Origin of the sequence: Vibrio sp. B1FLJ16 (assembly GCF_905175385.1) — a bacterium.
Lineage (GTDB): Bacteria > Pseudomonadota > Gammaproteobacteria > Enterobacterales > Vibrionaceae > Vibrio.
Genome location: NZ_HG992749.1, coordinates 2,785,313 through 2,809,445, shown reverse-complemented (window position 1 = coordinate 2,809,445; position 24,133 = coordinate 2,785,313). Strand labels below are relative to the sequence as shown.

Annotated in this window: 19 protein-coding genes and 2 pseudogenes; 18 read left to right on the top strand and 3 right to left on the bottom strand. The window is 46.8% G+C overall.

Annotated features, from left to right (window positions below; translation table 11 throughout):
* Nucleotides 1–10: 10 nt before the first annotated feature.
* From mutL to hflC, 6 genes and pseudogenes are all read left to right on the top strand, one after another.
* A pseudogene (mutL, locus tag KHN79_RS12815) lies at nucleotides 11–2,027 on the top strand (DNA mismatch repair endonuclease MutL).
* Nucleotides 2,024–2,956 (top strand): tRNA (adenosine(37)-N6)-dimethylallyltransferase MiaA, encoded by a 933-nt coding sequence (miaA, locus tag KHN79_RS12810; protein ID WP_182011618.1) that lies wholly within the window; start codon nucleotides 2,024–2,026, stop codon nucleotides 2,954–2,956. Before mutL ends, miaA begins: the two are co-directional and overlap by 4 nt.
* A gap of 192 nt (nucleotides 2,957–3,148) precedes the next feature.
* Entirely contained in the window at nucleotides 3,149–3,412 is a 264-nt protein-coding gene (gene hfq / locus KHN79_RS12805; protein WP_182011619.1) for an RNA chaperone Hfq, read from the top strand.
* A gap of 37 nt (nucleotides 3,413–3,449) precedes the next feature.
* The gene (gene hflX, locus KHN79_RS12800) at nucleotides 3,450–4,739 is read left to right on the top strand and encodes a ribosome rescue GTPase HflX (RefSeq protein WP_182011620.1); all 1,290 of its coding nucleotides are present in this window, start codon (nucleotides 3,450–3,452) and stop codon (nucleotides 4,737–4,739) included.
* A 45-nt stretch (nucleotides 4,740–4,784) separates the two neighbouring features.
* Entirely contained in the window at nucleotides 4,785–5,993 is a 1,209-nt protein-coding gene (gene hflK / locus KHN79_RS12795) for an FtsH protease activity modulator HflK (protein WP_182011621.1), read from the top strand.
* A gap of 2 nt (nucleotides 5,994–5,995) precedes the next feature.
* Complete coding sequence (gene hflC, locus KHN79_RS12790; RefSeq protein ID WP_182011622.1) at nucleotides 5,996–6,976, top strand: protease modulator HflC; 981 nt, start codon at nucleotides 5,996–5,998, stop codon at nucleotides 6,974–6,976.
* 233 nt (nucleotides 6,977–7,209) lie between these two features.
* Here the strand turns inward: hflC and KHN79_RS12785 are convergent, their stop codons facing one another.
* Nucleotides 7,210–7,395 carry a DUF2065 domain-containing protein gene (locus KHN79_RS12785; RefSeq protein WP_182011623.1) on the bottom strand — a complete coding sequence of 62 codons (186 nt, stop codon included), beginning with the start codon at nucleotides 7,393–7,395 and terminating at the stop codon, nucleotides 7,210–7,212.
* A gap of 162 nt (nucleotides 7,396–7,557) precedes the next feature.
* On the opposite strand from KHN79_RS12785, the pseudogene KHN79_RS12780 reads away from it, so the two are divergent.
* Together KHN79_RS12780 and KHN79_RS12775 are read left to right on the top strand one after the other, a co-directional pair.
* Nucleotides 7,558–8,873 (top strand): annotated as a pseudogene (locus tag KHN79_RS12780) (adenylosuccinate synthase).
* Nucleotides 8,874–9,109: 236 nt separating this feature from the next.
* The gene (locus KHN79_RS12775; RefSeq protein ID WP_182011624.1) at nucleotides 9,110–9,745 is read left to right on the top strand and encodes a tetratricopeptide repeat protein; all 636 of its coding nucleotides are present in this window, start codon (nucleotides 9,110–9,112) and stop codon (nucleotides 9,743–9,745) included.
* Nucleotides 9,746–9,823: 78 nt separating this feature from the next.
* On the opposite strand, the gene hmpA is transcribed toward KHN79_RS12775, so the two are convergent.
* Nucleotides 9,824–11,008, bottom strand: a complete 1,185-nt coding sequence (gene hmpA / locus KHN79_RS12770) for an NO-inducible flavohemoprotein (protein WP_182011625.1) — start codon at nucleotides 11,006–11,008, stop codon at nucleotides 9,824–9,826.
* A 110-nt stretch (nucleotides 11,009–11,118) separates the two neighbouring features.
* On the opposite strand from hmpA, the gene nsrR reads away from it, so the two are divergent.
* The 10 genes from nsrR (at nucleotide 11,119) to KHN79_RS12720 (ending at nucleotide 23,042) form a co-directional block, all read left to right on the top strand.
* Nucleotides 11,119–11,544, top strand: a complete 426-nt coding sequence (gene nsrR / locus KHN79_RS12765; protein WP_182011626.1) for a nitric oxide-sensing transcriptional repressor NsrR — start codon at nucleotides 11,119–11,121, stop codon at nucleotides 11,542–11,544.
* 121 nt (nucleotides 11,545–11,665) lie between these two features.
* Nucleotides 11,666–14,185 (top strand): ribonuclease R, encoded by a 2,520-nt coding sequence (gene rnr, locus KHN79_RS12760; RefSeq protein ID WP_182011627.1) that lies wholly within the window; start codon nucleotides 11,666–11,668, stop codon nucleotides 14,183–14,185.
* 98 nt (nucleotides 14,186–14,283) lie between these two features.
* Nucleotides 14,284–15,027 carry a 23S rRNA (guanosine(2251)-2'-O)-methyltransferase RlmB gene (rlmB, locus tag KHN79_RS12755; RefSeq protein ID WP_182011628.1) on the top strand — a complete coding sequence of 248 codons (744 nt, stop codon included), beginning with the start codon at nucleotides 14,284–14,286 and terminating at the stop codon, nucleotides 15,025–15,027.
* A gap of 92 nt (nucleotides 15,028–15,119) precedes the next feature.
* The gene (locus tag KHN79_RS12750; RefSeq protein WP_182011629.1) at nucleotides 15,120–15,806 is read left to right on the top strand and encodes a phosphoglycolate phosphatase; all 687 of its coding nucleotides are present in this window, start codon (nucleotides 15,120–15,122) and stop codon (nucleotides 15,804–15,806) included.
* A 114-nt stretch (nucleotides 15,807–15,920) separates the two neighbouring features.
* A complete protein-coding gene (gene trpS, locus KHN79_RS12745) occupies nucleotides 15,921–16,937 on the top strand; it encodes a tryptophan--tRNA ligase (protein ID WP_182011630.1) in 1,017 nt (338 codons plus the stop codon).
* Between the two features lie 214 nt (nucleotides 16,938–17,151).
* Nucleotides 17,152–17,739, top strand: coding sequence for an aminodeoxychorismate/anthranilate synthase component II (locus KHN79_RS12740; protein ID WP_182011631.1), 588 nt, complete (start codon nucleotides 17,152–17,154; stop codon nucleotides 17,737–17,739).
* A gap of 362 nt (nucleotides 17,740–18,101) precedes the next feature.
* Entirely contained in the window at nucleotides 18,102–19,313 is a 1,212-nt protein-coding gene (locus KHN79_RS12735; RefSeq protein WP_182011632.1) for an aspartate aminotransferase family protein, read from the top strand.
* A gap of 308 nt (nucleotides 19,314–19,621) precedes the next feature.
* Nucleotides 19,622–20,641: an arginine N-succinyltransferase gene (gene astA / locus KHN79_RS12730; protein WP_182011633.1), complete on the top strand. Its 1,020-nt coding sequence runs from the start codon at nucleotides 19,622–19,624 to the stop codon at nucleotides 20,639–20,641.
* Between the two features lie 28 nt (nucleotides 20,642–20,669).
* Nucleotides 20,670–22,127, top strand: coding sequence for a succinylglutamate-semialdehyde dehydrogenase (gene astD, locus KHN79_RS12725; RefSeq protein ID WP_182011634.1), 1,458 nt, complete (start codon nucleotides 20,670–20,672; stop codon nucleotides 22,125–22,127).
* Between the two features lie 123 nt (nucleotides 22,128–22,250).
* Entirely contained in the window at nucleotides 22,251–23,042 is a 792-nt protein-coding gene (locus KHN79_RS12720; RefSeq protein ID WP_182011635.1) for a DUF1338 domain-containing protein, read from the top strand.
* A 317-nt stretch (nucleotides 23,043–23,359) separates the two neighbouring features.
* Here KHN79_RS12720 and crp read toward each other — a convergent pair whose 3' ends face one another.
* The gene (gene crp / locus KHN79_RS12715; protein WP_005381432.1) at nucleotides 23,360–23,992 is read right to left on the bottom strand and encodes a cAMP-activated global transcriptional regulator CRP; all 633 of its coding nucleotides are present in this window, start codon (nucleotides 23,990–23,992) and stop codon (nucleotides 23,360–23,362) included.
* Nucleotides 23,993–24,133 lie beyond the last annotated feature (141 nt).

Sequence of the window (24,133 nt, the reverse complement as noted above, 5' to 3'; positions counted from 1 at the left end):
CTAACGTATTATGACGATTAAAATTCTGCCAGCCAGGCTTGCCAACCAGATAGCCGCAGGAGAGGTGGTAGAAAGACCGGCTTCTGTTATTAAAGAATTGGTTGAGAACAGCTTAGATTCTGGTGCAACCCGTATCGATATCGATATTGAGAAGGGGGGGCGCTAAGCTGATTCGTGTTCGCGATAATGGTAAAGGTATCGCGAAAGACGAGTTGGGGCTGGCATTAAGTCGTCATGCAACGTCTAAGATCCATACCTTAGATGATTTAGAAGCAATCATGAGTCTGGGTTTCCGGGGAGAAGCACTCGCAAGTATCAGCTCGGTTTCCCGACTGACGTTAACCTCACGCCCGGCGGCGCAAGAGGAAGCCTGGAGCGCTTACTCTGAAGGACGCGATATGCAGGTTAAACTTCAACCTGCTGCTCACCCGATTGGTACTACAGTGGAGGTGTTGGATCTTTTCTTCAACACGCCGGCTCGCCGCAAGTTTCTGCGTACTGAGAAAACGGAGTTTTCTCATATTGATGAGCTGTTAAAACGTATCGCACTTAGCCGTTTTGATGTGTCGATTAATGTTCGTCACAACGGCAAAATCATTCGCCAATACCGAGCGGCAAAAAATCAGCTGCAAACTGAAAAACGTATCGCTGCTGTGTGCGGCAATGGGTTCGTGAGCAATATGCTCCGTATTGAGCTTGAGCATCAAGGGTTAAAGCTGCACGGTTGGATTACGACACCTGACGGTGCCCGTCAGCAAAGCGATTTACAATACTGTTATGTGAATGGTCGCATGATGCGCGACAAGCTGATCAATCATGCTATCCGTCAGAGCTATGAAATGAGCCTGAAGCCGGATCAGTTTGCAGCCTATGTGCTGTTTATTGAACTCGATCCTCATCAGGTTGACGTGAATGTGCATCCGGCTAAACATGAGGTTCGTTTTCATCAGGCTCGACTGGTGCATGATTTTATCTATCAGGCATTATCGGATGCGCTGGTGCAAAGCGCTGTGATTGAACAGCCGCACGTCAATGAGTCTGCATTTTATCACTCAGATACATCCGAGAACCGCCAGGCAAGTCAATCAGCTTCCGAAGCTCCGTTGGAACAAACAGAGGTCTCGTCTCCAGTTCCGGAGTGTGTTTATCAAGCGATAGAGAATACGCCTGCGTATCCCGGTCGGGGAGATTACGAAGCGAAGCCACGTGAGAGATCTGGCTCTGGCCCTTCAGTAAGGGAAGCCAGACAGTCTGATTCTTATCAGCGTTCGGATTGGATTGAATCCAAGCCAGCACCTAAACCTGTACACAGCAAAGAGCGCCATGCAGACCCCGCTCCGAGTAAACAGGAAGTCAGTGCTTATCATGAGCTATTAAAAACGCCAGACTTTGAGCCGGGGGCGGTGCCTAAGGCTGCAGTAGTGAGATCCGATGCAGAAGTGGCATCTCCTCAGGTTACTGTATTAGCTAAAGCATTAACTGTCGTGGACGATCAGTTTGCCCTGATGAGCAGTGACAGTGGCGTTGCATTGGTGTCATTGTCCCGAGCGGAGTTTTACAGAACCAAAGGCCAGTTAACGCCATCTGAAGGTGCATTAAAAGCGCAGCCATTGCTGGTTCCGTTATCAATAACACTGGATGCGGATTTGGTGCAACTTGCTCAGGATTACCAGCAAGACTTTGCTCAGCTTGGTATCCAGTTGAAAGCCAGAAATGATAAGGCACTAATGGTCATGGGTGTGCCTGCTCCATTACGTCAACAAAACTTACAAAAACTGGTGCCAGATCTGTTATCTTACGCGCAAACTTGGGTAAGGGGAGAGCAGGCTGTGACTAATATGATGTCTGCGATGATCGATTGGCTTGCTGTGCAGGTAACGACAGTAAAGAGCCACTATACTCTCTCCGAAGCCATTCAAATTATTGCGGAACTTGAACAGTTAGGAAATGGTCAATTACCATTAAAAGATACCCAGTTTGTATCTGCTGTTGATTTCTCTGCCACGATAGCCAAATTAACACCATGACAGAAAAACTACCTTTGGCTCTGTTTTTAATGGGGCCTACTGCATCAGGTAAAACAGAGCTTGCGATTCGACTGAGACAAAAATTCCCGATTGAAATCATCAGTGTTGATTCTGCATTGATTTATAAAGGGATGGATATTGGTACCGCAAAGCCTGATGAGCGTGAGTTGAGCTTAGCTCCTCACCGGTTAATTGATATTTTAGACCCGAGTGAATCCTATTCTGCGGCGGACTTTCGCCGTGATGCCCTACAGGCGATGGATGATATTGTTGCAGAAGGGAAAATTCCGTTACTTGTTGGCGGTACAATGCTGTATTACAAAGCATTACTTGAAGGTTTATCACCTCTTCCTGCTGCAAACCCTGAAATTCGTCAGCAAATTGAACAAGAAGCATTGACTAAGGGTTGGTCGGTGTTGCACGATGAACTGCAAGAGATTGACCCTGTGTCTGCTGCGAGAATTCACCCTAATGATCCTCAGCGATTATCCAGGGCATTGGAAGTTTTCCGCATTTCAGGTAAAACTCTTACTGAGTTGACTCAGACTAAAGGTGAAAGCCTGCCGTATCGAGTCAAGCAGTTTGCTATAGCTCCCAAGGACAGGGCAGAACTCCACCGTCGTATTGAACTGCGTTTCGAGAAAATGATGGAAGCGGGTTTCGAAGATGAAATGAACGCATTATATGCGCGCAAAGATCTTCATCCGGATCTTCCTTCTATCCGATGCGTAGGTTACAGGCAGATGTGGGAGTATTTAGACGGAGAGTGCACGCGAGACGAAGCTGTGTTTCGTGGCGTATGTGCGACTCGTCAATTGGCCAAGCGTCAAATCACCTGGTTACGCAGCTGGGATGACTTAACTTGGTTGGATAGTGAGAACATTGAGCAGGCTCTAGAAACCATTTCGGAAGCGATAGCATCTGAATGAGATAGCTGTGTATAATGTGATCGTTTTTGCGTGAACGCACTCAAGGGATCTGTTGTTGGCGGTTTTATACTATTCTGCTAATTACTCAGAGTGCATTTTGATTCGTTTAGCTCAGATGCAAAAGCAGTATATTTTGCATTGCACCACTAGCTAAATAATTACAACTACAAATATTAAATAAGGAAAATAAAAATGGCTAAGGGGCAATCTCTACAGGACCCATTTCTAAATGCGCTACGTCGTGAGCGTATTCCGGTATCTATCTACCTTGTGAACGGTATCAAACTACAAGGTCAGATTGAATCATTTGATCAGTTCGTGATCCTTTTGAAAAACACAGTTAACCAGATGGTGTACAAGCACGCGATTTCAACAGTTGTGCCGGCTCGTCCAGTGAGCCACCACAGCGGTGAACGTAGCCAAGGTGATCGTCCACAAGAAAAATCAGAAGATTAATTTTTTATCGAATATTTTAAAGTAAGGAGTTGATTGCTTGTTTGACCGTTATGAATCCGGTGAGCGAGCCGTACTTGTTCATATCAACTTCACGCAAGAAGGTGAGTGGGAAGATCTGGCTGAATTCGAAATGCTGGTATCTTCCGCTGGGGTAGAGACGCTACAAGTGGTAACTGGTAGTCGTCAATCCCCGCACCCGAAATACTATGTCGGAGAGGGCAAGGCACAGGAAATTGCTACTACGGTACAATTAACTGGTGCTGAAATTGTGATCTTTAATCACTCCCTCTCTCCTGCCCAAGAACGTAACCTCGAAGCACTGTGCAAATGTCGAGTTCTCGACCGCACTGGTCTTATCCTCGATATCTTTGCTCAACGAGCGCGAACACATGAAGGTAAGCTACAGGTAGAGCTGGCTCAGCTTCGTCATATCTCTACTCGTTTGATTCGTGGTTGGACGCACCTGGAAAGGCAGAAAGGTGGTATAGGTTTACGCGGTCCGGGTGAAACCCAGTTAGAAACTGACCGTCGTTTATTGCGTGATAGAATCAAAGCCATTCTGCGCCGCTTAGAAAAAGTGGCCAAGCAGCGTGAACAAGGGCGTCGCGCCCGAAATAGAGCAGAAATCCCAACGATTTCTCTCGTGGGCTACACCAACGCGGGTAAGTCGACACTGTTTAACCGCATAACCGAAGCGGGTGTCTATGCCGCAGACCAATTATTTGCAACTTTGGATCCTACATTACGTAAGATTGAGTTAGCCGATGTAGGGCCTGCGATACTTGCCGACACGGTTGGTTTTATTCGACATTTACCTCACGATCTGGTCGCTGCCTTTAAGGCAACCTTGCAAGAAACGCAAGAAGCTGACATTTTGTTACATGTTGTTGATGCCAGTGATGAGCGTTTTCGTGAGAATATTCAAGCTGTTCATGAAGTATTAGAAGAGATTGACGCGCACGAAGTGCCAAGTCTCGTCGTTATGAACAAAATTGACAATCTAGAATCGCAGAAGCCTCGCATAGAGCGTGACGAGGAAGGCGTACCTCGCGCGGTCTGGGTATCTGCAATGGAAGGAATAGGCATCGACCTCCTGTTTGAAGCGCTGACTGAACGTCTTGCGTCTCAGATGGTTGAGCATAAGCTGTGTATTCCTCCACAGTATCAAGGACGGTTCCGTAGTACATTCTTCCAAATGAAGTGTATTCAAAGTGAAGAATATGACCAGGAAGGTAACTTGTTGATCGATGTTCGAATGCAGCAAGTAGATTGGTCTAGACTTGAAAAAAGAGAAGGGGCAGTTTTGACTGGCTTTATAGTCACTTAAAGGACTGCTACAGTATAACGTCATATCAAATGATGGAGCTTTCTAATGGCGTGGAATGAGCCTGGAAATAACAACGGCAATGATGGCCGCGATAACGACCCTTGGGGTAATAATAATCGTGGTGGCCAGCGTCCTGGTGGCCGAGATCAGGGTCCGCCAGATTTAGATGAAGTGTTCAGTAAACTGAGTCAAAAGCTGGGTGGCAAGTTTGGTAAAAAAGGTGGTGGCGGTGGTTCCTCTATCGGCGGTGGCGGCAGCGCAATTGGCTTTGGTGTCATTGCACTGATTGCTGTTGCAGTTTGGTTCTTTGCTGGTTTTTACACCATCGGTGAAGCAGAGCGTGGGGTTGTATTACGTTTAGGTAAATACGATCGTATCGTAGAGCCGGGTCTGAACTGGCGTCCTCGCTTTATTGATGAATATGAGGCAGTTAACGTACAGGCGATCCGTTCACTTCGTGCATCTGGTCTAATGCTGACTAAAGATGAAAACGTTGTAACGGTGGGAATGGATGTTCAGTACCGTGTTACTGACCCGTACAAATACCTGTATCGTGTAACTAATGCGGACGATAGCTTGCGCCAGGCGACGGATTCTGCTCTTCGCGCTGTCATTGGTGACTCGCTGATGGATAGTATCCTGACCAGTGGTCGTCAGCAAATTCGTCAGACTACCCAAGAAACACTGAACCAAATCATCGATAGTTATGATATGGGACTTGTACTTGTTGACGTAAACTTCCAGTCCGCACGTCCGCCAGAGCAGGTTAAAGATGCGTTTGATGATGCTATTGCAGCACGTGAGGATGAAGAGCGTTTCATCCGTGAAGCAGAAGCATACAAAAACGAGATTCTGCCGAAAGCAACAGGCCGTGCTGAGCGTTTGAAGAAAGAGGCGCAAGGTTACAACGAACGTGTAACTAACGAAGCTCTTGGTCAGGTAGCGCAGTTTGAACAGTTACTACCAGAATATCAGGCAGCTCCGGGCGTAACCCGTGACCGTCTGTACATCGACGCGATGGAAGAGGTTTACACAAGCACATCTAAAGTGCTGATTGACTCTGAATCAAGCGGCAACCTGCTTTACCTGCCAATTGATAAGTTAGCGGGTCAGGAAGGTCAAACTGACACTAAACGTAAGTCGAGATCTTCGTCAGCCTACGACCAGATTGAACTTGAATCTGATCGTACACAACAAGAAGACACCTCGAACCCGCAGTCTCGTTCAACTGGTTCACGTCAAGGGAGATACTAAGAATGCGTAAGTTAATGATCCCTGTACTGGTAATTGCACTGGCATTGTTGCTGATGTCTCTGTTTGTGATTCCTGAAGGTGAGCGCGGTATCGTGGTTCGATTTGGTCGTGTTCTGAAAGACAATAACGATATCACTCGTATTTACGAGCCTGGTCTGCATTTCAAAATGCCACTGTTTGATCGCGTAAAAACACTGGATGCACGTATCCAAACAATGGATGGCCGAGCTGACCGTTTTGTAACGTCTGAGAAAAAAGATGTCATCATTGATACCTACGTAAAGTGGCGTATTGAAGACTTTGGGCGTTATTACCTGGCAACAGGTGGCGGTAATGCACTGACGGCAGAAGCGCTTCTTGAGCGTAAAGTGACCGACGTGCTTCGTTCTGAAATCGGTGCTCGTGAAATCAAGCAAATCGTTTCTGGTCCACGAAACAACGACGTGTTACCAGAAGACGCAAGCAGTGAGGAAGTGACCACAGAAGCAGCGCGTGAAGCATTAGAGATTGATGGTGAGCGCGACCTAATCATGTCTAACGTGTTGAGAGACACACGTGAAAGCGCGATGAAAGACTTAGGTGTGCGTGTGGTTGATTTCCGTATGAAGAAAATCAACCTGCCAGATGAGATTAGTGAATCTATCTACCGTCGTATGCGTGCAGAGCGTGAGTCGGTAGCTCGTAAGCACCGTTCTCAAGGTCGTGAGAAAGCGGAAGTTATCCGTGCTCAGGCTGAACTGGAAGTGGCGACAATTCTGGCTGAAGCAGACAAAACAGCGCGTGTAACGCGAGGTCAAGCGGATGCAGAAGCGGCGAAGATTTACGCCAATGCTTACAACAAGGATCCTGAATTCTTCAGCTTCCTGCGTTCACTGAGAGCATACGAAAAATCGTTCAGCTCTAAGAACGATATTCTTGTTCTGGATCCGAAGAGTGACTTCTTCCAGTACATGAATAACGCGAAAGGCGTAAAAGCTGAGTAGTAATCACACCAGTAATTAAAAAGGCTCCGTCAGGAGCCTTTTTTGTATCTGTAGTTCTGAAACGGTGTTATACCAATTCCAGTAATTATCTAATCATTCTTGCTGGTTAAAATCGCTGATAGCTACGTTAGGATTTTTGCAATTAGAACCACTAGTTACTGCAAATTCTGCCTTGCTCTAAGCGATTTTTCCTGCGTAACTTTCTGATCATTAAATTACAGGCATTGGTATTATTAACTCATCATGATAGTGATCACTATTCCCGCAACGACCAGGCATCCACCAATCCGGCGTAGCTGATTATCTGGCTGCTCGCTCAACTGGGAAACCATCGCACGCCAGCCATTTGGGGCGATTAGCGGACCGATGCCTTCAACAATCAAAACAAGCCCTATCGCTAGCCATATAGACTCAGACATAACCTTTCCTAGTTTAATTCTTAAAGCCAAATAATATCAGTGATATGCTGATTTCTAAATGTACGATTACTCTGAGCCTGTTAGTCTGTGAACAAAAAATGACTGCAAGAACTGTGATTTGGTGCTAGAATCCATTTTTAACTAGCTATCAGACTTGGAAAGATGGGAAATAACGTAGTCGTTCTAGGCACCCAATGGGGTGACGAAGGTAAAGGTAAAATCGTAGACCTTTTAACTGAAGATGCAAAGTACGTGGTACGCTACCAGGGCGGTCACAATGCAGGTCACACTCTCGTAATTGACGGTGAAAAAACCGTTCTTCACTTAATTCCATCAGGTATCCTTCGCGATAACGTAAAATGTGTTATCGGTAATGGTGTAGTACTATCACCTGAAGCGCTACTTAAAGAAATGAAACCTCTTGAAGAGCGTGGTATTCCTGTACGCGAGCGTCTTTTCATTTCTGAAGCATGTCCTCTGATTCTTCCTTACCACGTTGCAATGGACCAACTCGCGAAATCGCTCGCGGTAAAAAAGCTATCGGTACAACAGGTCGTGGTATCGGTCCAGCATACGAAGATAAAGTTGCTCGTCGCGGTCTGCGCGTTGGCGATCTATTCGATATGGAAGCATTCGCTGAGAAACTAAAAGAAGTAATGGAATTCCATAACTTCCAGCTAGTGAACTTCTACAAAGCTGAGCCTGTAAGCTACGAAGCAGTACTTGAAGAAGCAAAAGGCTACGCTGAGCTACTGACTTCAATGGTTATCGACGTAACTGACGAACTAGACGCAGCACGTAAGCGCGGCGACAAGATTATGTTCGAAGGTGCTCAAGGTACGCTACTGGATATCGACCATGGTACTTACCCGTACGTAACGTCTTCTAACACGACTGCTGGTGGTGTTGCTGCAGGTTCTGGTTTCGGTCCTCGTCACATCGGTTACATTCTGGGGATCGCGAAAGCATACTGTACTCGTGTAGGTGCTGGTCCATTCCCGACTGAACTATACGACGGTTTAGACAAGCAAGACCCAGTTGGTAAACACCTTGGTACTGTTGGCCATGAGTTTGGTGCAACGACTGGTCGTCTGCGCCGTACAGGTTGGTTCGATGCTGTTGCAATGCGTCGCGCAATTCAAATCAACTCAGTATCTGGTTTCTGTCTAACCAAACTAGACGTACTAGATGGCCTAGAAGAGCTAAAAATCTGTACTGGTTACAAGATGGAAGATGGTTCTGTAATGGAAGTGTCTCCAATGGCTGCTGAAGCATTCGAAAAAGCAACGCCAATCTACGAAACTATGCCAGGTTGGTCTGAGAACACATTTGGTGCTAAGACACTGGACGCTCTACCTAAAGCGGCTCTAGACTACATCAAGCGTATTGAAGAGCTAACTGGTGTGCCAGTCGATATCATCTCAACTGGTCCAGATCGTAACGAAACTATCATCAAGGTTCACCCATTCGAATCTTAATGAATATTCGCTAGATATTTTTATGAAAGCCGACCGATTTAAGGTCGGCTTTTTTGTATCTAATGAAAAATAGCAGTTGTGGAATGAGCTTCTCACTGTGGCAATCTGTTGCCGCTGAGCCTGAGGTAAGAGGCAAGAATTGTCTAAAGATTAGCAGGGTCTTGCCGATACTCTTATCAAGCAGAGCAGATCCATCAGCGATCTTTTGTTTTTCAGATACCTTGAAGAGAAAGTTTATGAAGTTACGGACAGTGGCTGCTTCACTGTTATTGATGCTGGCGACGAATGCAACAAACGCGAGTACCGCGGATATCGGAGCGCCGGTTCCAATCTATACCGAAGCAGAACTGATAACGCTTATTGAGCAGAATAAGCATCTGCAGCGTGTACGCGCTGACAACTGCCAACTGGTAGAAGACATTGTTGCGCGCGCGACGCGAATTAGCCTGCCTGCGTATGAGTTCCTTTATGGTGACATGCTGGCCTGGGGTGTTTGTGTCGAGCAGGACGTAGAGCTCGGTCTGTACTATATGGAGAATGCAGCACACCAAGGCTTACCTGCCGCACTTGAGCAAATAGGACGTTACTACTCTCTTGGTACGCTGGTTCAGCAAGATAAAGAACGTGCGATACCATACTTGCGAGAAGCTGCATCCATGGGTAACCTGAATGCGCGTATTCACCTAGCGGAGTTACTGCTGCGTGATTACGGCAGCCCGCTTGATTATGAAGATGCCTACCGCTGGTTATATAACTCAGTCACCGCTGATACAAGACAGCATAAACGCATTGCCATTTTACGTAATGGTCTCGAACAGCGTATGCCACAAAACATTATCGCTCGAGCTAAGCGGCGCGAGACCTTCTGGTAGAATAGCGACAAAGTAACTTCATACAACAAAGCCCACATTTGGTGGGCTTTGTTGTATTTAGCAGGGATGGTTTTAGTCTTAAATGATTTTATGTGGCCCAAAGCATTCGTAATGGAACTGTTCTTGCGGAACGCCCATCTTGAGCAGTTGATTAGATACATACTGCATAAATCCGGCTGGGCCGCAGAAGTAAATCTGAACATGACTTTGTTTGAGTAACATTTCAATTTCTTTCAGTTCAACGAATCCTGTGAAGTGGTAGTCCTCTCCAAATTTGTCTTCGGCTGTCGGTTGGTTATACCAGACGAACGCATTCATATTGTCGTGTTGACTGACAAGTTGGTTTACATGCTGTTTGAAAGCATGTTGCGGACCATTTTCTGTTGCATGTACCCAGGTCACTGGTGCGTTATGCGTGGTCAAGCTTTCCAGCATAGATAGAGTGGGTGTAAATCCAACACCGGCAGAGATCAGCACGACAGGAGTGTCAGGCTCGATGTCCATAAAGAAATCACCTGCCGGAGCGGTCAGTTTTACTGTATCACCTATGCTCAGCTTATCATGCAGATAGTTGGATATTTTGCCATCTTGTTCACGTTTGACGGAGATGCGGTAAGTGTTTTCCTGAGCTGCTGAAGAAAGGCTGTATTGGCGGATTTCTTGGTTATCAAACGTATCGCTGTTGATGTAAATGCCCACATATTGCCCGGGTTTATGGGCTGCTACGTATTGACCATCAGTTGGTTTAAATACAAAACTACAAATGTGCTCACTCTCCGGATGCTTGGCTACTAATTCAAACTCGCGCAGACCTCGCCAGCCGCCTTTGGCATCTTCATTGGCCTGATAAATTTGCTCTTCTTTTTGAATAAATACGTTGGCCAGCACGCTATAAGCTTCTCCCCACGCATCCAGCACCTCCTGACCAGGACTGAACAACTCATCAATGGTCGCCAGTAGGTGTGTGCCGACAATTTGATATTGGTCTGCTGTGATTAAAAAACTGGTGTGTTTGTGTGCAATCTTCTCTACTGCACCAAGTAGAGCGGGCAAGTTCTCAATATTCGCTGCATAAGCGCAGATGGCGTTAAACAGCGCTTCACGCTGGTCACCGTTACGCTGGTTACTCATATTGAAAATATCTTTCAGCTCGGGGTTGTGGGCAAACATGCGGTCATAAAAGTGCTCGGTCAGTTTTGGTCCTGTTTGGGCGATAAGCGGTGCGGTTGCTTTTACGATTTCTATGGTTTGATTGCTGAGCATGGCGCTTCCTAATTTAAGTTGTATTTATAATGCATGTTTAAAGTTGTATCTCAAATGTATCTTTCGATCAAGAAAAGACTTACACTTTTCCTATCATAGAGGATAGCAATATGCAGTTAACCAGCTTCACCGATTACGCACTGAGAACCCTTATCTATCTGGCTTCATTGCCAAAAGATGAACTGACTAACATTACGGAAGTAACTGATTTATTTGGTGTGTCACGTAACCATATGGTGAAGGTGATCAATCGTTTAGGACAGTTGGGTTATGTACAGACTGTGCGGGGGAAAAACGGAGGTATCCGGCTGATGAGGCCAGCCTCAGAGATATCGGTTGGTGGTGTCGTCCGCGATCTGGAGCCGTTAGATTTGGTGAACTGCAGCACTGACTTTTGTCATATCACTCCTGCCTGCCGGCTAAAAGAGAAGTTGGCTAAAGCCAAAAGCGCGTTTCTCGCCGAATTGGATTACTGCACGATCGATGAATTACTCAGGGACAACTCTGAACTTTTGATCTTATTAGAGCGGGCATAAAATATTTTTCCCGTTGGTGCCGAACTCGGAGCATTCTTTCTTTTTTTCAAAGCATTTCTGTAGGTTATCGGGAGACTCGGATATACTAGCTCTATACCTTCCTTGCTAGATAGGCGTGCCTATGTCAGACAATATTCCAAACGATCCATTCGCAGATCGTGAATCCCAAAATTACGAAAATCCAATTCCAAGCCGCGAGTTCATCCTCGAGTTCTTAACTCAGGCCGGTGTTCCAATGAATCGCAATGACTTATTCGAAGCGCTGAAGCTAGAGGGCGAAGAGCAATACGAAGGGTTGCGTCGTCGTTTACGTGCTATGGAGCGTGATGGCCAGTTGGTATTTACCCGCCGTCAGTGCTACGCGTTGCCTGAAAAGCTCGAAATGGTGAAAGGATACGTAATTGGCCACAAAGATGGCCACGGTTGGGTGCGCCCAGACGGCAGTGTTGGCAAGGATAATGACATTGTATTACCACACCACCAGATGAAGAACATTATTCATGGTGATTACGTGTTGGTTCAGCCGACTGACAACAGTAAGCGTGGTCGCCGGGAAGGTCGTTTAGTGCGCGTGCTTGAAGAACGTAATGATCAAATCGTTGGTCGCTTTTTTCTTGAATATGGCTACTCGTATGTCGTGCCGGACGATTCTCGTATCAGCCAAGATATTCTGATCCCGAATGAGCACAAAGCTGGAGCCCGTATGGGTAACGTTGTGGTGATTGAAATTACCGACCGTGGCTCTCGTTCGCGCGGTATGATGGGTAAAGTGGTTGAAGTACTTGGTGAAAATATGGCGCCAGGCATGGAAACTCAAATTGCGATTCGTACCCATCAGATTCCGCATGAATGGCCGGAAGAAGTCGATAAGCAGATCGCTGATTTAGGTGAAGAAGTTCCGGAAGAAGCAAAAGTCGGGCGTGTTGATTTACGTGAGCTGCCATTGGTGACAATCGATGGTGAAGATGCGCGAGATTTTGATGACGCGGTTTTCTGTGAGAAGAAGAAAAGTGGTGGCTGGCGTTTGTGGGTAGCCATCGCGGACGTCAGTTATTACGTCCGTCCGGATTCAGCTCTGGATAAAGAGGCAATTAACCGCGGTAACTCGGTCTACTTCCCGTCTCAGGTAGTACCTATGCTGCCAGAAGTGCTCTCTAACGGTCTCTGTTCCCTTAACCCGCAAGTGGATCGCTTGTGTATGGTTTGTGAGATGACCATCTCCGAAACGGGTAAGCTTACCGGTTACAAGCACTACGAAGCGGTGATGAATTCACATGCCCGTCTGACGTACACCAAAGTACATCATATTCTGGAAGGTGATGAAGAGCTGCGTGAACGCTACAAAGAGCTGGTTTCGCATCTTGAAGAGCTTCACCGTATGTATAAGGTTTTGAAAAGCGCCCGTGACCAGCGTGGTGCGATTGAATTCGAAACCGTTGAAACGAAATTTATCTTTAATGCCGAGCGTAAGATTGAAAGCATTGAGCCGCTGGAGCGCAATGATGCCCACAAGCTTATTGAAGAGTGCATGATTATGGCCAACGTTGCGTCGGCATCGCTGGTGGAAAAAGCCAAAGAGCCTGCTCTGTACCGTATCCACGAGACTCCGGGTGAAGAGCGCTTGATGGGCTTCCGAGATTTCCTTGCTGAACTGGGGCTTGAGCTTGGTGGTGGTCTTGAACCTTCTCCAACGGATTATGCACATCTAATGAGTCAGGTTGGCGATCGCCCGGATCAGGAGCTGATTCAGACTATGCTGCTGCGTTCGATGAAGCAGGCGGTGTACAACGCTGACAATGCGGGTCACTTCGGTCTGGCACTGCAGCGATACGCGCACTTTACCTCGCCAATTCGTCGTTACCCTGATTTGTTGCTGCACCGTGCAATCAAGTATTTGATTGCGAAACATGAAGGTCGTAATCAAGATCGCTGGACTCCAACTGGTGGTTATCACTACTCGTTTGATGACATGGACTTCTACGGTGAACAGTGTTCAATGACAGAACGCCGGGCCGATGATGCAACCCGTGACGTAGCAGACTGGTTAAAATGTGAGTACATGCAAGACCATGTGGGTGCAGAGCTGGATGGTGTGATTGCCAACGTGACCAGTTTTGGCTTCTTTGTCCGCTTAACCGATCTGCATATCGACGGTCTGGTGCACATTTCGACCCTGGCCAATGATTACTATCAGTTTGATCCTATTGGTCAACGACTTATCGGAGAGAGCTTCGGTAACATCTATCGTTTGGGCGATGCGGTAAAAGTAAAAGTGCTGGCTGTTAACCTAAATGACAAGCAAATTGACTTTGAATTGGTTGAAACAAGTCGTAAGCTACGCGGCGAAGGTAAGACCGCGAAGAAACGTGCGGCAGAAGCAAAACGCAAAGCCAAAGAGAAAAAACGCACCGCATCGCGTGGGGCATCTCAGGAAAATGGTGCCAAACGTGCGGTACCTGCGATTGAGCCAACCAAACGTCCGGAAGGCAGTGCTGCCGCAAGTAAGCGTGATGGCGCTAAGCGCGGTGCTAAAAATGGTGACACTGAAGGTCAGAAGAAGCCTAAGGTGAGAAAAGCCAGTAAGAAAAAGCCTCACAGTAAGCCAAAGAAAACTAAGCGCTCTAAACAAGACGAACAGTAGGCTGAAGCGCGAATCTGATCACCGTCAGATTGGAAAGGCATAGATACCTGTCTGAGAAATTTATCCAGATAGGTATAACCAGAACAACAGGTTAAATAATGAGTAACGAATTTATTTACGGTATTCATGCCGTCAAAGCGGTATTGGAACGTGAACCAGAGCGTTTTATCGAAGCATACGTATTAAAAGGACGCCAGGATGACCGCTTAATGCCAATCCTGAATGACTTACAGGTATGTGGTGTGTCTATTCAGCAAATGACACGTAAAACCCTGGATGACAAAGCGAATGGTGCGAATCATCAGGGCATCATTGCACGCGTAAAAGCGGCGAAACAACTGAATGAAAACGACATCGATGCGATTCTGGCGCAACATGAAACACCGTTGCTACTCGTACTTGACGGGGTTACCGATCCGCATAACCTGGGTGCTTGCCTGCGTAATGCGGATGCGGCAGGTGTGGCGGCGATTATCGTTCCAAAAGATCGTTCAGCTCCGATGAATGCGACCGTAAGTAAGGTTGCCTGTGGCGCTGCCGAAGTTGTACCACTAATTCGCGTCACCAACCTTGCACGTACTATGCGTACCTTGCAAGAGCAGGGGATCTGGTTTGTCGGTACCGCTGGCGAAGCTACTCACGATATTTACCAGGCGAAACTGACTGGTCCGCTTGCGATTGTGATGGGTGCAGAAGGCGATGGTATGCGCCGCTTAACGCGTGAGACCTGTGATGACTTGATTAAAATCCCGATGGCAGGCAGCGTATCAAGCCTGAATGTATCGGTGGCGTCGGGCATCTGCCTGTTTGAAGCGGTTCGTCAGCGACTGGCCGTCAAATAGCGTATAAACAATTACTTAATTAAAGGTCAGCAACAATGACCAATACTCAGGATGGGCAACCATCCTTTGTTATTTTTATCTGTAGGGAAGTTATGACTCAACAATCTAGAAAATTCATCGTGTTTGATTTGGATGGCACTCTGCTCGACAGCGTACCGGATTTGGCCGTTGCAGCGGATCAGGCTGTTCGGGCATTAGGTTTTCCATCAGTAACGGAAGAGCAAGTGCGTGATTACGTGGGTAACGGTGCCGACGTGCTGATTGGCCGCTCGTTAAGCCAGAGTCTGACAATCAACCCTGATCTGACTGACAAGGTTCGCGCAGAAGCACGAGTATTGTTTGATGATTTCTACGAACAAAGCGGTCATAAACTGAGCCACCTTTACCCAACGGTAAAAGAGACCCTGGAAGAGCTACACCAGTCGGGCTTTTCGATGGCAATTGTGACTAACAAGCCGTCAAAATTTGTACCGCACATTTTAGAGCAGCACGGTATTGCAAAATATTTTGTGGATGTACTGGGAGGCGATGCTTTCCCTGAGAAAAAGCCAAACCCGGTCGCACTGAACTGGTTGATGAACAAGCATCAGATCCAGCCAGGTGACATGCTTATGGTCGGGGATTCTAAAAATGACATTCTTGCTGCGAAAAACGCTGGCTGTGCTTCTTTCGGTTTGACCTACGGCTATAACCACGGTGAGCCTATTGCAGCGTCTAACCCTGACTTTGTTGCTGACAAGTTGTCGGAATTGTTGGAGATAGTCGCCGTTTCTGCATAGCGACGACAAAAATTCTTCCAAATTACTTGTTAATGAGTACACTGAGCTAACCGTGCTTTGAAACTGCACGGTTTTTTCATTTAATTAGATTAAGAAGTCAAAGGAATCATTCTAATGAGCAAACCCATTGTATTGAGTGGTGTTCAACCATCAGGTGAACTAAGTATCGGTAACTACTTGGGTGCTCTACGTCAATGGCACCAGATGCAAGACGATTATGATTGCCAATACTGTGTAGTAGACCTTCATGCGGTGACGGTTCGTCAGGACCCGAAAGCACTGCATGAAGCGACCTTAGATGCACTGGCGATATGTCTGGCGGTGGGTGTTGACCCGAAGAAGAGCACGCTATTTGTTCAGTCACACGTACCAGAGCATGCTCAACTTGGTTGGCTTCTTAACTGTTACACGCAAATGGGCGAGCTGAGCCGTATGACTCAGTTTAAAGACAAATCAGCGCGTTACGCAAACGACGTAAACGTCGGCTTGTTTGATTACCCAGTGCTGATGGCGGCTGATATCCTGCTTTATGGTGCGCATCAGGTACCGGTAGGCAGCGACCAGAAGCAACATCTGGAGCTGGCTCGTGACATCGCAACACGTTTCAACAATATCTACTCGCCGGAAAGCCCAATTTTCACGGTTCCAGAGCCATACATTCCAACGGTGAACGCGCGTGTAATGAGCCTTCAGGATGCGACTAAGAAAATGTCGAAGTCGGACGACAACCGTAAGAACGTAATCACTCTGCTCGAAGAGCCAAAATCGATCATCAAGAAGATCAACAAGGCGCAAACGGATACGGAAACACCACCTAGCATCCGTCATGATATCGAGAACAAAGCGGGTATTGCGAACCTGATGGGTCTTTACTCTGCGGCGACAGGTATGAGCTTTGAAGAGATCGAAGCGAAATACAAAGGCGTTGAAATGTACGGCCCGTTCAAGAAAGATGTGGGCGAAGCGGTTGTGGCGATGCTTGAACCAATTCAGGGAGAGTACCATCGTATCCGTGCTGATCGTGCATATATGAATGAAGTGATGAAGCAGGGTGCAGAGAAAGCATCGGCTCGCGCTGCAGTAACACTTAAGAAAGCTTATGAAGCTGTGGGTTTTGTTACCCGTCCATAACCAACATCAGCACCAAGCCTTTCAGAAAGCCCCAACAATTTGGGGCTTTTTTCTTTCTGCCCGATTATTGCCTTGTTGGCTATCCCACCTTTGAGTATCTACGCGAAGGGCTTTTTATTAAGTAAACACTTGCCTTTCTTAACTGCTGTTGCAAAATGTCGCCGTCAATAATCTTGAGCAGTATTGCCAAACGGACTGGAGCAACCGATATCTTATGTTGTTGATCATCGATAACTATGACTCTTTTACCTATAACTTGTATCAGTATTTTTGCGAGCTTGGCGCAGAGGTTAAGGTAGTACGCAATGATGAAACCGACATTGCGGGTATTGAGGCACTTAATCCGACCCACCTAGTGATCTCGCCTGGTCCTTGTACGCCGAATGAAGCGGGAATCTCTTTACAGGCAATAAAGCACTTTGCAGGTAAACTGCCGATACTTGGGGTCTGTCTGGGGCATCAGGCCATTGCACAGGTCTTCGGAGGTCAGGTAGTCCGTGCGCGGCAAGTGATGCATGGCAAAACCTCACCAATTCGTCATAATGGGCGCAGCGTGTTTAAAAACCTTAATAACCCTCTTACGGTAACCCGCTACCACTCTCTTGTGGTGAAAAATGGCACGTTGCCAAGTGTGTTTGAATTGACCGCATGGACAGAGCTACCGGATGGCAGTATGGATGAAATTATGGGTTATCAGCACAAAACCTTACCGATTGATGCGGTGCAATTTCACCCTGAATCAATCAAGACAGAACAAGGTCATGAGCTTCTCGCGAACTTTCTTGAGCGTAAAATGATCTGATCTCGATCACTTTTCTTAACAAATAATTCATCTTTTGGTCAGTTGTAGTGGATTGCAAAACTATGCGTTTCACTATTCTGTCTCTGTTTATTCATACCGCTTTTTTTCTCCTAGCCTCTGTATTAACTAGCTTTAATAAAAAAAATCTTCGCTATTTTTGTTTCTTCATGCATAAATAATCATGAGTGGTGACTACTGGTGGTTTCGTTCCAAAGTAAAAAGAACAAATCACTATTGAAATGGTTAATTGAATGTAAATACAATGCCGAGATAGCTTAAATGCAAAACATTATTTGCTGGTTAAGGGAACCCGATTAAGTTCGCTTATCTACGAGGCATGCAGTATTAAGAAGGAAAGTGCGATGACAACGGAAATTAAAGTAGAGCGCGGTTTATTTGATGAGGTAATGGTACCTTGTTATAACCCGATGGAAATGATCCCTGTGAAAGGTAAAGGTTCACGCATCTGGGATCAGCAGGACAATGAATACATCGACTTTGCTGGTGGTATTGCGGTGAGCTGTCTGGGTCATTGTCACCCAGCGATGGTTGAGGCGTTGACTGAACAGGGTAATAAGCTTTGGCACCTGAGTAACGTGATGACTAACGAGCCGGCACTTCGCCTGGCTAAGACACTGACAGAGTTGAGTTTTGCTGAGCGTGTTTTCTTCTCTAACTCTGGTGCAGAAGCAAACGAAGCTGCTTTGAAACTGGCTCGCCGTTACGCTGCTGATGTATTTGGTCCTGAAAAATCAGAAATCATCGCATTCAAACAAGGTTTCCACGGTCGTACGTTCTTTACTGTAACGGTTGGTGGCCAAGAAGCTTATTCTGATGGCTTCGGTCCTAAGCCTGGTGATGTAACTCACCTTCCATACAACGATATTGAAGCGCTGCAAGCGCATATCTCAGACCGCACATGTGCCGTTATGATGGAGCCACTGCAAGGTGAAGGCGGTATCGTGCCTCCGACACCAGAATTCGCTCAAGCAGTACGTGAACTTTGTGATAAGCACAACGCACTGCTGATTTTCGATGAAGTTCAGACAGGTAACGGCCGTACAGGTCACTTCTACGCATACCAAGGTCTAGGTATCACTCCGGATATCCTGAGCACTGCTAAATCGCTTGGTGGCGGCTTCCCAATTGGAGCAATGCTGACGACAGCAAAACTGGCTGAGCATTTGAAAGTTGGTACTCACGGTTCAACATACGGCGGAAATCCGCTGGCATGTGCAGTAGCAGAAGCTGTAGTTAACGAAGTCACTAAGCCTGAAACATTGGCTGGCGTTCTTGAGCGTGAAGCAATGTTCCGTGAAGGTCTGGAAGCGATCAACGCAAAATACAACATCTTCGCTGAAGTACGTGGTAAAGGTCTGTTACTGGGTGCGGCTCTGAATGACGAGTGGCAAGGTCGCGCACGTGATGTACTGGTTGCCGCTGGTAAAGAAGGCCTGCTAGTGCTGATCGCGGGTGCAAACGTAGTACGTTTCACTCCGTCACTGGTTATTACACCACAAGAAATTGAAGAAGGTTTGGCGAAACTGGATAAAGCGATCGCTACTCTGGTTTAAGCGATACAACCGAATAAACCTCAACATATTTACCCCCGTCAAGAACCTCTGACGGGGGATTTTTCCTACAATTTACATAACCTCAGTTCGGGATAATTAAAGTCAGTCGCAACAGCGCTTTTAGCGTCTAACTGCGTTAAAGTCACCGCAATAGACTCGCTATTGAGATGTGATTTTGCCTTGTTGTACATCTGAAATTGCAGTACTGACTCATAGATTTGAGTAACTGTATGAGAGTCTGGGCTATTTCGACTTTCTTGTCCTGGGTAAGGTTAGTTAGGATTTTCTTGCATCTGGAGGGAGTATTGATGCTAGTAGTTCGCCCTATCGCGATGTCGGATTATGATTCACTGCATACTTGTGCGGTTGAGTCTGGTCACGGATTTACATCTCTACCGGTTAACGAAGAACTGTTAACCAATCGAATCAAACATTCAGAGTACAGCTTTGGCAAGCCGGACGTTACCGAGCCGGGTGATGAAGGCTACCTGATGGTCGGCTTTGACTCTGAAACGGGTGAAGTTGCAGGCACTACCGGAGTTGAAGCCTCAATAGGCTGGGATGTACCTTTCTACTCTTACCACATCAGTAAAGTGGTTCACTCGTCACCTAAGTTAGGTGTAAACAACGTAGTGAAGTTGCTGACATTCGGTAACAACTACACGGGTAACAGCGAAATCTGTACTCTTTTCTTGCGTGAGAAATTCCGCCAGGGTCTGAACGGCCGTCTAATGTCTAAGTGCCGTTTCTTAATGATGGCTGAGCATCCAGAGCGTTTCTCGCAAACCATTTTTGCCGAGATGCGTGGTGTCTCAGATGCAGAAGGAAATTCGCCATTCTGGCAGTGGCTGCAGGAGCACTTCTTCTCGATTGATTTCACTCTGGCTGATTACCTGACGGGTATAGGCAAGAAAGGTTTTATCGCAGATTTGATGCCTAAGCTGCCGATCTACATCAACTTACTGAGCCCGGAAGCGCAAGCAGTGATTGGTCAGGTGCATGACAATACGCGCCCGGCACTCAAATTACTGGAACGCGAAGGCTTCACCAACCGCGGCTATGTCGACATTTTTGATGCAGGCCCAACGGTAGAATGTGACCTGCGTAATATTGAGTCTGTGCGACATTCATTCCGTGCACGAGTAAAAGTCGCGGCACATAACAGCACGCAAGATTTCCTGATGTGCAATTCATCGTTCGAAAACTTCCGTGCCGCAGCAGCAAAAGCAGCGTATGACGCTGAAACAAAAACGGTTGTACTTGCACCGGAACTTGCCGATGCACTCTTGGTAGAGGAAGGAGACTTTGTTCGCCTTCTACCGCAGTAACTGAGAACAGAATTTAAGGATAGTAACAATGACACATTGGATTGCAGGTGAATGGGTAGAAGGTCAGGGTGAAGAGTTCACATCTCTGTCTCCGTACAACCTGGAAGTGATTTGGCACGGTAAAGGCGCAACAGCTGAGCAAGTTAACCAGGCAGTTGCTGCTGCCCGCGTTGCTTTTGTAGATTGGAAAAACCTTCCATTTTCAGAACGTGAAGCTATCGTTCTGGCGTTTGCGGAAAAGGTAAAAGAAAATAGCGAAAAGATTGCTGAAGTGATCGCCAAAGAGACGGGTAAGCCTATCTGGGAAACCCGCACTGAAGCGGCAGCAATGGCAGGTAAAATCGCAATTTCAATTCGCGCCTACCATGAACGTACCGGTGAAGCGACACGTGAAGCCGCAGGTAACCAAATTGTTCTTCGTCACCGACCTCTGGGTGTAATGGCAGTATTTGGGCCGTACAACTTCCCTGGTCACTTACCTAACGGTCACATTGTTCCTGCACTATTGGCGGGTAATACCGTGGTATTCAAACCATCGGAGCAGACGCCGTGGACTGGCGAAATAGCGATGAAACTATGGGAAGAAGCTGGTCTGCCTAAAGGTGTGCTGAACCTGGTTCAAGGTGCGAAAGAGACAGGTATCGCTCTGGCTGACGCGAAGGGCATTGACGGTGTGCTGTTTACCGGTAGCGCAAACACAGGTCATATTCTGCACCGCCAGTTCGCAGGTCAACCTGGCAAAATGCTGGCGCTGGAAATGGGCGGCAACAACCCGATGGTTATCTCTGATAACTACGGTGATATAGACGCAACGGTCTACACCATCATTCAATCCGCATTCATCAGTGCAGGCCAACGTTGTACGTGTGCGCGTCGTCTGTATGTGCCGCTTGGTGAGAAAGGCGATGCATTAATCACTAAGCTGGTAGAAGCAACAAATAATATCCGCGTTGATCAGCCATTTGCTGAGCCTGCGCCGTTTATGGGTCCACAAATTTCTGTTGCAGCGGCGAAATTCATTCTCGATGCACAGGCAAACCTTCAGTCACTGGGCGGCGAGAGCCTGATTCTGGCGAAAGCGGGTGAAGCGGCGTTTGTTACTCCGGGTATCATCGATGTAACCAATATCGCTGATCTGCCAGATGAAGAGTACTTTGGTCCGTTACTGCAGGTAGTGCGTTACGAAGGCCTGGAAAAAGCAGTGGAACTGGCAAATGACACGCGCTTCGGCCTGTCTGCGGGTCTGGTTTCAACAGACGACCAGGAATGGGATTACTTTGTTGACCATATCCGTGCGGGTATTGTAAACCGCAACCGTCAGCTGACAGGTGCAAGTGGTGACGCACCATTTGGTGGCCCTGGCGCATCGGGTAACCTTCGCCCAAGCGCATTCTACGCCGCAGACTACTGTGCTTACCCGATGGCTTCAATGGAAGGTGACGAAACCTTGTTACCTGCAACACTGAGCCCTGGTGTAACACTTTAATTTCAATGACAGAGCCACAACGATGAATTGTGGCTCAGTTTGCCAGCGCAGGTTAACGGATGGAGTATTAATCAGCGTTGGCAGGCAACTCACTTACCCTACATCTCGTAACAAGGAGCCGTTATGACCCCTGATGTGTTATTTGAATCACTGTGGCAAGACTACATTCAACGTCTTTGTCCTTCTGCTGCAAAAGTTCATCAACTTCTTCAAGAAGATGAGCCGTTAATCAATGACCATATTGCTCTGCGCACCTTCAATGTCGAGCCTCTTGGTATTGAGACGCTGGCGAAGCCGTTTCTGGCGATAGGCTACAAGGCATGTGGTGATTATCTGTTTGAGAGCAAGAAACTGGTTGCCAAGCACTACGAGCACCCAGATCCAAAACAGCCTAAAGTGTTCATTAGTGAGCTCAAGGTAGAAGAGTGCTCTGCGGAGCTGCAAGCGATTGTGGCGAAGCTGGTTGAGCAGGTGGATGCAGATAAACTCGCGGGTAGCGCATTTTTGCATGGCGGCCGTTTGTGGGATCTGAGTTTTGCCGATTATCAGACACTAGCGAAAGAGAGTGAGTACGCTTCCTGGCTTGCTGCACATGGCTACGGTGCGAATCACTTCACGGTCAGTGTGAATCAGCTCAATCAGCATGATGAAGTGAAGCAAGTGAATGATCACCTGCGTCAGGCTGGCTTTGTGATTAATGAGTCAGGTGGTGAAGTAAAGGGCTCACCAGAAGTGTTGCTGGAGCAATCTTCAACTATGGCAGATAAAGTATCGGTTAACTTTACTGAAGGCTCTGAAACCATTCCGGGGGGCTTTTACGAATTTGCTAAACGTTACTCGATGGAAAATGGTGAACTCTACCCGGGCTTTGTTGCTGCATCGGCAGACAAAATCTTTGAAAGCACGAATGGCTAACTGAGAGCGTTATTCAATTCCCAATAGTGATGCTGTTGGGAGTGATACCAATCGTAGTAAACAACTGGTCATTCTAGCTTGCTAAAATACTCGATAACTGCGTTAACTTTTCGTTTCAAAGTAAGTTGATTGTAGAATAACTACTTATCGAAAATTTTCGCCTTGTTCTCAAGCATTTTTTTCTACGCTATTTCTGATCACTTATTTACTGTGATTGGAATTAAACTTCCTAATCAGTATGTTACTCAAAAAGAAAAAGCCACCAATGTTGCCATTGGTGGCTTTTATTATTCTATTTACGTTATTCGAATCAGAGATTAACGAGTACCGTAAACAACGATAGTTTTACCGTGCGCAGAGATCAGGTTCTGCTCTTCCAGCATCTTTAAGATACGGCCTACTGTCTCACGAGAACAGCCAACGATTTGACCGATTTCCTGACGAGTGATCTTGATTTGCATGCCATCTGGGTGAGTCATCGCGTCTGGTTGTTTTGCAAGGTTCAGAAGCGTCTGAGCGATACGACCAGTTACGTCTAGGAACGCTAGGTCACCCACTTTTTGGCTGGTTACCTGAAGGCGACGAGCCATCTGCGCAGAAAGACGCATCAGGATGTCTGGGTTTACTTGGATAAGTTGGCGGAATTTCTTAAAAGAAATTTCAGCAACTTCACAAGGAGATTTAGCTCGAACCCAAGCTGTACGCTCTTGGTCTTCCTCGAATAGACCAAGTTCACCAATAAAGTCACCTTGGTTTAGGTAAGAAAGGATCATCTCCTTACCTTCTTCGTCTTTGATAAGAACCGCAACAGAACCTTTAACGATGTAGTACAACGTTTCAGCTTTTTCACCCGCGTGAATCAGCGTGCTCTTTGATGGGTACTTATGAATATGACAGTGTGAAAGAAACCACTCTAATGTTGGGTCGGTTTGAGGTTTACCTAGAACCATAATATCTCACTTCCTCTGCAGGGTACGCTTGCGCTATCCATATTTTAGCTAAGCCTGAATTAGGCTTACTAGAATAAGAGCACTTTTTATATGCTGCAAGCTCTCTTGTGTTTCGGTAAGAAATAGTATCCTTTTTCGAGG